General features: G+C 28.6%; 8 protein-coding genes and 1 pseudogene. 3 read left to right on the top strand and 6 right to left on the bottom strand.

Features of this window, described 5'->3' with window-relative positions:
• Window positions 1–144 precede the first annotated feature (144 nt).
• Together AC1RYN_RS07365 and AC1RYN_RS07360 are read right to left on the bottom strand one after the other, a co-directional pair.
• Window positions 145–408, bottom strand: a complete 264-nt coding sequence (locus tag AC1RYN_RS07365) for a hypothetical protein (RefSeq protein WP_481806451.1) — start codon at window positions 406–408, stop codon at window positions 145–147.
• Window positions 409–1323: 915 nt separating this feature from the next.
• Complete coding sequence (locus tag AC1RYN_RS07360; protein ID WP_481806450.1) at window positions 1324–2751, bottom strand: hypothetical protein; 1428 nt, start codon at window positions 2749–2751, stop codon at window positions 1324–1326.
• Window positions 2752–4423: 1672 nt separating this feature from the next.
• Here AC1RYN_RS07360 and AC1RYN_RS07355 point away from each other — a divergent pair.
• The 3 genes from AC1RYN_RS07355 to AC1RYN_RS07345 all read left to right on the top strand — a co-directional run bounded on the left by AC1RYN_RS07355 (window position 4424) and on the right by AC1RYN_RS07345 (window position 5463).
• The gene (locus AC1RYN_RS07355) at window positions 4424–4699 is read left to right on the top strand and encodes a hypothetical protein (protein WP_481806449.1); all 276 of its coding nucleotides are present in this window, start codon (window positions 4424–4426) and stop codon (window positions 4697–4699) included.
• A gap of 14 nt (window positions 4700–4713) precedes the next feature.
• Complete coding sequence (locus AC1RYN_RS07350; RefSeq protein ID WP_481806452.1) at window positions 4714–4917, top strand: CAP domain-containing protein; 204 nt, start codon at window positions 4714–4716, stop codon at window positions 4915–4917.
• A gap of 273 nt (window positions 4918–5190) precedes the next feature.
• The gene (locus AC1RYN_RS07345; protein ID WP_481806448.1) at window positions 5191–5463 is read left to right on the top strand and encodes an STN domain-containing protein; all 273 of its coding nucleotides are present in this window, start codon (window positions 5191–5193) and stop codon (window positions 5461–5463) included.
• 189 nt (window positions 5464–5652) lie between these two features.
• Here AC1RYN_RS07345 and AC1RYN_RS07340 read toward each other — a convergent pair whose 3' ends face one another.
• The 4 genes and pseudogenes from AC1RYN_RS07340 to AC1RYN_RS07325 form a co-directional block, all read right to left on the bottom strand.
• Window positions 5653–6345, bottom strand: coding sequence for a leucine-rich repeat domain-containing protein (locus AC1RYN_RS07340; protein ID WP_481806447.1), 693 nt, complete (start codon window positions 6343–6345; stop codon window positions 5653–5655).
• A gap of 260 nt (window positions 6346–6605) precedes the next feature.
• A complete protein-coding gene (locus AC1RYN_RS07335; RefSeq protein WP_481806446.1) occupies window positions 6606–8774 on the bottom strand; it encodes an alkaline phosphatase PhoX in 2169 nt (722 codons plus the stop codon).
• A 117-nt stretch (window positions 8775–8891) separates the two neighbouring features.
• Window positions 8892–10058, bottom strand: coding sequence for a cytochrome-c peroxidase (locus AC1RYN_RS07330; protein WP_481806445.1), 1167 nt, complete (start codon window positions 10056–10058; stop codon window positions 8892–8894).
• Window positions 10059–10146: 88 nt separating this feature from the next.
• Window positions 10147–10405 (bottom strand): annotated as a pseudogene (locus AC1RYN_RS07325) (hypothetical protein); the annotation flags it as partial.

The following is a 10405-nucleotide window of genomic DNA, read 5'->3' as shown; positions in this document are numbered from 1 at the left end:
GTTCTTTTGAATTAATTTTGAAAGATTAACTACTTGAGAAATACCTTTTTCATCTACATAACTAAAAATGTTATTAATTGGATCCCAAATTAGGTTACTTGGATTAAGAGGATTATCAGATGAATAGCCAAGTTTAACCAACTATTAGAAAACCAATAGTAGTATCGGAGTAATATCCGAAATAGTTGCAGTATTAAAAACTAACAAGCTATTGACATTTCCATTGGTAATAGTTGAAGTGTCTTTAGAACTTTTCAAAGAAACCTGAGGAATTAAAATTCCTTTGTCTGAAGATACAATATCAAGTTGTGCAGAATTATTTGGTGTAGTTGTACCAATACCAACTTGTGCATTTGTAATATAGCCTCCTAAAATAAACGCAAACAGAGGGAGTATTTTTTTATTCATAATAGTTAACATTTTAATAAATTCAATACTTTTTCACAAACTGACCTACATCATTATCAAGAGATTTATTAAATTTTGGGTTTGAAAAAAAACAAGAAAAAAATACATTTTAAATGCTTTATTTCTTTGGTGCAAATTAAATGTGCTAATCATGTTTTAGCCAAAAAAAACACTACTCAATACTACGCACTGTACTAAAAAAAATGTAATTAACTAAAAATCAGCAGATTATAATTTATTGCTTTTTTATAAAAATTACAATTATTTTAAATTTAGTGGGAAGATTTAGACAGTATCAGTAACTTAGACATCATCTTTACATAATAAAATAGCTTCATTGATTAAAAAAAGAAACAAATCACATATAAAACGTTGATTTTATGAATATTGAAACTTAAAATCACAGTTTATCCTATTATTTAGTTAGCAGAATATGAGTATTTATTAATACTATAAATCAAATTTATAATACGTTAAAGAACAACAGAAACAGTTCTGTATTTTTTGTCAAAAAGGATCATAACTATCTATATGGAGGTAAAGCTTAGAAAGAAAACTATTAAGACACTTACAATTTTCTTTTTCTATTGAGATTATAAAAAGATTATTTACCTAATTTAAATTAAAAAATAAGAAAGGTTAAAATAAATAACCATCACTAACGAAAAACAATCTTAAAATCTTTAGGTTTAATTTAAAAAAGCTCATTAAAATGAATAATACAAGTGCAGTGTATTATTGGGATTAATCATAAATGATCCATTAAAGAATATAAAAAAGAACGGGGCTTTGTTTAAAAGCCCCGTTCTTTTTTACTTGTATCTTAGACATAAAGCCTTCGACTACATAAAAAAAATCGGCAAAAAATATCATAAATTATTAAACCAGGCATTTATATCTTCCTTCGAAGAAATATTAATTTTTTTTCTTAACCGATATTTTTTTGAATTCAACAGATTTAACAGAATCTCCAGTATATCTTGCAATTTCCTTTGTATCAAAATTTAATTTCAAATAATAGCATAATTTTAAGTCATTAACTCTAAAAAAGGGATCTATTTTTAATAGCTTAGCTTTAAAATCTGGAAATAACTCATTAAAATTTTCAAAAAACAATAAGTCATTTGTCATGGCCATATGAACTACTTTTTTTAATTCTTCTTCTTTTTCAATAGAATCCTTATTAGAATTCATTGACTGAATTAAAAATAATTTTTCATTCAAAAATCCCTCAAGCTTCGCTCTATTCTCTTTTTCTAATCTATATTTCTTTAAATACGTCAAAAAAATATAGAAAAGAAAAAGGCACAAAACAGATCCAACTATTATGTACCGTTTAAATTTATCCGTATTAGAACTATTCTCTAATTCTATATCATCCATAATTCCTTTTACTGCAGTTCCAATAGATAATTTATTATTAAGATCTATACTATCTCTAATATTTTTTAATTCTTTTAAAGCTTCTTTTTGCTTTTTATCGTCCTTTACTTTTTCATATGCTAACGAAAGATCCGTATAGTTTTCTTGTATCATGCTAACATTTTCTGATATTTTACTAATTTCAAGAGACTTTTCGTAATTCAATATCGCATTATCATAATCATCCATGTTATAAAACATTTTTGCAATTCTGTTAAATGAATATATCCCACACTTAGCACAATGTAACGCTTCGGAAACAGCGATTGCTTTATTGAAATAAAATTTTGCGGAATTAAAATCGTTTGTATGCGAATAATAGGATCCCAAAGCACTGCAGGCTACCACCAAAGCTTCATTATGAAAATCACTTTTCACCAAAGACAATTCTCCATAAGCAAGCTTAAGGTACTTTAAAACTATAGCAAATTGATTTTTTTCTGCCTCATAGTCGTACAGAGCCACAAATGATAAATAAACTTTGCCTTTTGCGTAGTGACGTTCATTATTATCAGTGATTTGATTTGCAACAAGTAATGCTTTATCTAGTTGCTGCTTTGCACACTCCTTTAAATTCAAGCGAATATACAATAGTCCCTTAATAGATGATAATTTCGAAATAAAGATAGGATTCTTTGAATTCAAAATTTCAGGCTCAATCTCATCAATTATTTTTAAGCATTCACTATTATCAAAATGCTCAAAATACAATGATATCCTTGCTAAATTTGACTTTATTATCCCTTCTTTATAATTTATAGATTTAGAAACTTCCAAAGCCTTATCTGCTTTTATCAAAGCTTTTTTAAAATAAACTATAGTCTTTAATTCTATTAATAAGGAATCTACTTTTTCTTTATTCTGTGAAAATAAAGCATGTGAAAAAATAAAAAAAAAACATATGATAATTTTCGATTGCATACAAGGAGTAATTAAAAAATCAGATAATAGTTTCACAGCAACACATTAGTCCTAACATATAAACAACATTCCAAAAATTATTTATAGATTATATAAAATTTACTGTTTCAATAAAAAGCAAATATTTTTCAGTAATTTGCATATTAAATTAACACTATTTAGACTACGATTAATTATTAAGAATTTCACTTAACTAATGTCATGTATTAACCTTAAATTTTGTGCGAAAGTAAAGAATAATCAACTTTATATAATAAAAGACAACTACTCATATATACGTAAAACTACTCGTTTTAGAAGATTTTAAATAAAATTATAATTATTATGGATAAAATTGGACATAGAATAAATGAAAAATCATTTTAGCATCATTAAAATGATTCTTTTTATCTTGTTTCATATAAACTAATAGAGATTATTAGAAAAAATAAAATATTAAGTAAAAGAAAAATATTTTTATTACTGTTTTTTCCTATACTTATTTTGCAGAAATACTATTTTGAGTAGGCGTTTAATTCGTAATCAACATATAATTAAAGCAATAAGCTCTCCAATTTAATATAAATTATAATAGATCTCATTCTAATTTAATTTGTAATTTACCTTCTATGATTATGTCTATCAATGTTAAATTCTTGATTCAAAATTCCGTTATTTTTTTCTTCTTTTACATAAAGATTCGATAAATTAAATTTAAATAAAATTGATTCATCTCTTTTTCCGATTTTACATTACCTGAAGTCTATCCGATAAAAATAAAAAAATTCTCAAATACTCCTTCCTCGCATTGAATTTCAAAAATTAGCAACTACCTAAAGAATTACTCTTTAAATTTAGATTTTTCCTTTTTAATTTTTTAATAATGTAGTCTGCTTATCTAGAAACCTTCTCGCCCTACCAATATAATATAAACCCTATTGGCAGAGTACAAATATTTATTTTTTTGTTTTTTGTCTTACTGTGAAAACAATTTTCCAAATTATTACAAGCTGCAGCTGATATCTTTATTGTATGAGTCACCGACGATTCATTTTATAAGGCATCTTATATAATATAGGTCAGAATATATTGTTCTGCTGCTTTTACACAGTACCAGTAAATAATAATACTGAAACGGTAACTGCATCAAAAAAGACTTCTAAATTAGCTTAACTAAGTTTCATTTGTAAATACCATTTCTGCATTTAAATAAAATTGTACCAACAAAAAAATAAACTTAATTGAATTTTAACCCTTTCACAGTATAAAAAGGACATCGAACCCTCTTTAATCTTCCTATATTTTATACTACTACCCATAATATTATTTCAGTCTATATCATTCTCCCGAAGATATACCTAACTAAAATAGCATTAAAAAAATAATGCAATAGCAATGAGCGAACTAACAGCGACAAAACATTCCGTTTTGTTGCCAAAACGATGTTACCATTCCAAAAAACCATTTTATCAATATAGGACCTCAATGCAAACATTAAATATCTAACAATAAAATAGATACCAAAGAAAACATCTCTAGTTTCATTGGAATAATCTTTTTTCTGCAAATACACATCTCTACGCATACGTATATATGAGTAGGCATTTTTTTTCCTCCTTACATTAAGTACCGTTATTTTGCCACACAAATCTATTTAACCTAATTAAAATAATGCTTACCATATAATAATGAGATGAATAGAATACTTATCATGCTTATTGCAAATGCCGTTTTAACTATAAATTCTTGTGCTTCGGATACATCTGATGAAATTGTTAATAATGCCCCTGAAATAGAGAAAAGTTATATCCATAATGCTGACGAATTAGAAACGATCAGATTGATAAATGAGTATAGAGTTAGTATGGGGCTCAGTATTTTGACAATAAGTGATCATATTTCTAACAAGTGTGAAGAACAAAATACTTATATGATAACAAACTACGCAGTGAACCATATGGTTTTGTAGACCGGTCTGAAAATATAATAAAAGTCTTAGGAGCTCTAAAAGTTGGAGAAAATATAGCATATAATTATAAAACTCCAGAAGCTGCCCTTGATGCATGGCTTAAAAGTCCTGAGCACAAAAAAAATATCGAAGGAGATTTTAATAAGGTCGGGATTTCAATAAAAAAAAGTGAAATTAATGGTCGCAACTATTACACTAATATTTTTGCTAAAATTTAAAATTAATATTTAATACAATTAAATAAGAGAGAAGTTTTTTTATTTACCTATTTTGAATTAGTATATTATAATTAAAGATTCTCTCTTTTTTAGTTTAAAATTTGATCAGCTTTTTATGGAATATCTTAGGCAGATGAATAGTAAACGATTTCCAGTTCTTAAGAATATTAAAAAGAATTTTATTTTTTAATAATAATTCTTGCATTTTCAAATGCTCTAAAGGCTAGTAATTTCAGAGATAAAAAAATTACGATATCGCTTAAAAATGTTAATTTGGAACAAGCAATATACGAACTTGGAATTTATGGAGAAGTAAAATTTTTATATAATTCAAAAATGCTTCAAATGAAACCAAAAGTGAGTATTGAAGCGAATAATATAGCTATTACAGCTATTCTTATTAAGCTCTTAAAACCATATAATATTACTTATTTGGTAATCAATAATCATATTACTGTAAAAAAAATTAGCTTCTGGATAATTAATAAATACAGGCTTTATTCTCTTCAGCTAATTTGTAATTATTTGAAAAAACGTCTATTTTGATACAAATCTATCCTTAAATTAATAATGCATTGAATAAAACCACGAAGAACTAATTAATGAGCATTATATATAAAAGAGGAGTAAATCTGTATTTAGTATCTGCATTACAGCTACCCTATTTTTCATCGTCATAATTACTTCATACTATTAAAGTATTTCTGTTGATGGCTTTTATAATACTCCATCTTATTAAAAATATATTGTTGTATTGGGCATTAAAATTTTAAGCCTTTCTATGGTAGCTTTCTCCATAGGATTTCCTGCTAAAATAAGCGTTTTAAGATTTTTCAAAAGCCGCATATTTTCAGGAAGATCTTTTAATTTATTATGGGCTAAATTGAGGCTTACTATATTCTTTAAATTTTTTATTTTTGGAGAAATTAAAACAATAGCATTATAACTAATATCCATGTATTCAATGCTTTTAGATTGAAATACCCCTTCAGGAACATTCGTAATTCTATTTTTTTGTAATTCTATGTATTTTATTTTTTTAGGTAATTTTATTTTTCCTAAATCATTAATTTGATTAGCAGAAAGATTTAGATATTTCAAGTTTTTTATTTTGTCTAACCTTTCAGAAACAAAACTTATTTGATTACTATGAAGGTTTATCTCTTCTAGTGAAGGTATATCTAATAAAGCTTCTGGAAACACGCTTAAATTATTAGATTCAAAGTGTACAGACTCTAGATTTTGAAGCCCTGCAATCTTTGAGTTTATATTTGTTAAGCTATTAAGATTTATTGAGAAAATTTTCAACTTTTTGAGTTCACCAATTGCATCAGGAATGTATTTAATATCATTTTTGTTCGCATTTAAAATTTCCAGTTCTTTTAGAACAAAAATTTCTTCTCCCATTTTTTCTAAGTTATTTCCCATTATATTTAAGAAAAAAAGAGATTTCAATTTTATAAGATCTGGAGGCAGATTGAACAAACCTTTGTCTCTAAAACTCATACTATAAACCGTCTCATTACTTTTCAGAGCCGTTTCAATATCTGTATAAGTAGGATATTTAATGGGATCTATTTGTGCTTTTGCCTGAACAGATGAGAATATAACTGAAATAAATAAAAATAGTCTTTTCATAAAGATAAAAAGCTGCCGACAATTTTTGTCGGCAACTAAAAAATTAAGCATTATTTTTTAAGGATTTTTACGGTTTTTTGAAAACCATCAGCTTCAATATTTAAAATTAACATACTAGATGATTGGAGTTGAGAAGTAAAATCTAGCTCTAAAGTCGTTTCTATTCCTGAGAAGCTCTTCTTATAAACAATTTGACCAACCAAATTATATGCACTTATTTCTAGATTATCCAGATTGCCTAAATTAACCAATCGCACTATTCCTGTAGTCGGATTTGGAGCCACAATAATGTCATTTTGTTTATCAAAATCACCTGTATTTAAAGAGTTATCAACTCCCAAATTTTGCTTAAGTGCTATAACCATTGTAGCTGATTTTCCTCTGTAATCAATCGCCTTTCCAGTTGCATCGGTATCAATAGAAATACTAGCGCTTGGGTGCTGAATAGAGAAAAATCCAAATTTGTGATCTGGCGTAAAAGTTAATCCTGTAGGCTCTGAACCACTAGGCATAGAAGCAAAAAGTTTAACTTTAGGATCTGATTGGGTATGATTGGGTGCTACTACCCAAATATAATTTTTCCCGCCATCTTGAAGTACCCAAAGATTCCCTAGTTCATCAAAAGTAAGATTATCATTTCCAGATCCCCATGTTTCTGATTTTATTCCTTGCTCTGTATTAAAAGAATACGATGTCGAAGATCCACCTACAAAAACTTGTACTTCCGAAGCTGTAGTACCATCGTCTTTTAAACGATACACTTTACTTAATCCTTTTGCTGCAAAATATACTTTACCATCAATGGGGCTTATTTCGATGTCTTCTATTCCATTGAATCTTGTCCCTCCAAGTGACTCTGCTAAGGATGTTGTATTGTTTTGATCCGCTTGTGTTTTATTAGGAACTTGAATCCAGGTTGCTGTTGTGGCTACTGGATCGCCACTATTTAAGCCCTGATCCAGTTTCAATACATATAAATTCCCTGATGAAAGATCTTTTGGAGTATCCATCTGAAATTTATATACCATATGTGTTCCGCCGTCTTCACCATAATAAGCTGTTGTTCCTGCGTTGTTAATCACCACATTTTCGTGATTCATAATTCCCATTTGCCAAAGTTTTCCTTTGGTTCCATTGGCATTTTTCGAAGCAACTTCAGCTGTTGCAGGGTCAATTTCTACAAGCCAGCCGTAATCTTTATAGCCATCTCCATTGGTATCATTACCCGATACAGATTCTTCTGCTGTAACAATTGTACCCCAAGGTGTTACACCTCCTGAACAGTTTCTAATGGTTTGCACTAAACTTGGTGTCGAAAAGTCAACTGCCCTGGATTTTGTTAGAACCCAGAGTTTAGTAATATCATTATAATTAATTTCTGACATACTTACTCCACCTGGATTTGTTTCGTGGTTTACTGAAAGATAACCATCAGTACTGCTTGCTGCTCCATTGGTTAATTTGCTAACATAACCTGTAAAATCATTTAGACCTCCTACAAATCCTCCTCCTTCTGTATAATTATCTCCTTCCTTAAGAATCATTTGAAATTTGTGTTGTGAAGGAATAATTAATTTAGAAGTTTGGGCAGTAGGAACTATAGAGGTAAAACAGCTAATATGATTTCCATTGTCACAGCTTGTATCTGGCGAAGGTATCACAACGACATTGGTCTTATTAAGGTATGCATCCATTCTTAAATCGGAACTTGAAACAGATCTGTTGTGCAGTTCTATAGCAATTTTGTTAACTCCCTGTACAAATTTTGATTTCGGGATGGAGAAAATATTATAAACACTTTCAGAGGATCCATCAACAGTTGTACTTGAAAAAGTATTGTATGTGATTACTCCAGTCGGCATATTGTCTCTCACAACTTCTTCACCATTAAGATAAACAATAATCCCGTCATCTCTCATCACTCCTAGTTCCATAGTCGCACTTAGATCTGATAAATTAACGGTAAAATTTTTAGTAAAATAAGCCGTAATTAACGGTTTCTTGATAGTAGTCGTTACTGGATCCCCGTAGCCTAAAGGCCCATTTCCTGTCAACCAACCCGAGGTATCGAATCCGGGATTTATCCATTGATTGGGTAATTGCTGCCCTTTATCATCATAGCTCCACGATGTCCCTTTATCAAAAATAGTTGTTTGCGCCCTGACTAATGATTCTGTTGCTAATAAAAGCACTACAATTGTAAGTAATTTTTTTTTCACTTTTTCTATATTTTTTTTGTAAATATATTTTACTACTGACTATTTTATGTTAATTGGATTTTAAATAAAACACCTTCAAGTTAACAAATCATAAAGTGATTATTGGGCAATAGAATTTTAGTTTTGATCTTTTATTTTGCTGATATCATTTAAAGAATTAATAAAAGCTATAAGCTCATTTATTTCACTTTGACTAAGATTAAGTTTGTCAGGAGGCAATGTTTGATTATTAATTTTTAACCCCATCCCTTCTCCTCCACCTTCATTATAAAAAGTCATCACTTCTTCTAAAGTAGTAAATGCACCGTTATGAAAATAAGGCTTTGTAAGTGCCGCATTTCTTACGGTCATTGTTTTAAATGAATTTTCATAAATCCATGAATTTTCCTTTTTTATAGTATTGTCTATTCGTCCCTTATCTGAATCTATCTCAATTGGTAAAAATTGTAACGGGTTCTTTGTTACTCCTAAAACTTCAGACTCATTTTCATTAAAAAAAGGAGGGACTAACCCTGAGAAATGTGGTGCAAAGTGGCAAGTTGCGCAATTAGCCTTTCCCATAAAAAGATTGTAACCTTTTTTTGCAGCTTCTGAAATTTCTATTTCATTTCTCATAAAACGATCAAAATCACTATCAAAAGAATACAATGAAGCAACATATGAACTTAAAGCTTTAGAAAAATTTTGTTTGGTAATATTTCCATTTTTAAAAGCTTTTAGAAATTTATTTTTGTATCCTGAATTTGTTTTTAATTTTTTTATAATACTTTCATAAGTAGTATTAAATTCCTGCTCATTGTAAATTACATGTTCTACTTGTTGTTCAAGATAGTAAGCACGCATGTCATAAAAGAATCTTTTAGCAAAAACAGCATTATACAAAGACGGAGAATTTCTCAAAACAGTTTTTCCTTCTACATTACTCACCGATTTTGTTTTTAAATCAGTAAATGCATTTTCAGGTAAATGACATGTAGCACAGCTCATTTTTCTGTTATTACTCAAATTTTGATCATAAAAAATGTCTTTCCCTAAACTTCTTAATTCAGCATTGTCTTCGGATGGTTTTAAAAGCATATAAAAATAAGGGTCAAGAAAATCGCTGCTGAAAAAGTTCTTATTTTTTATATTCCAACCTGAAATGTTTTTTAAATTATCGGGACTGTTATCCCATTTTCCTAATTCTTCATAAAGCGGCTGAAGGTGTTTTTTGTAAAATTCTATCCGATCAAAAGTATCAAAATTAGTATGCTGTGAAAGATAAACAATAGTGCTAGCAATCATCTTTTTAGCTTTTTCGGTATCAAATTTCTTAAAATAGGGATCCGTATCAATATTGTTTTTAATTCCTATTAGAGCATGTATCGATTCTTCAAAAATGTTTAACGAACGCAGGTGTATCAAACCCAGTAACTCCCATGGTGTATATTCTAATTAATTCTATACGTAAGGGTAGCGTTTTATTATTTCCTAATACCAAATCATTTTTTACTGCGCTATAATAAAAATTAGTGTAATTATTATAAAGTAAATCTGCTATTTCAACAATTTTATCTTTTTGACTGTTAGCCTCTGTTGAAGGTGCTGCCTCCCTAACAACAGGAGCATGTATTAACCTTAGCAATACGTAA

Source organism: Flavobacterium sp. TC780 (genome assembly GCF_056783245.1).
The sequence above is the reverse complement of the archived record's forward strand: the minus strand, read 5'-3'. Positions and strand labels throughout refer to the sequence as shown.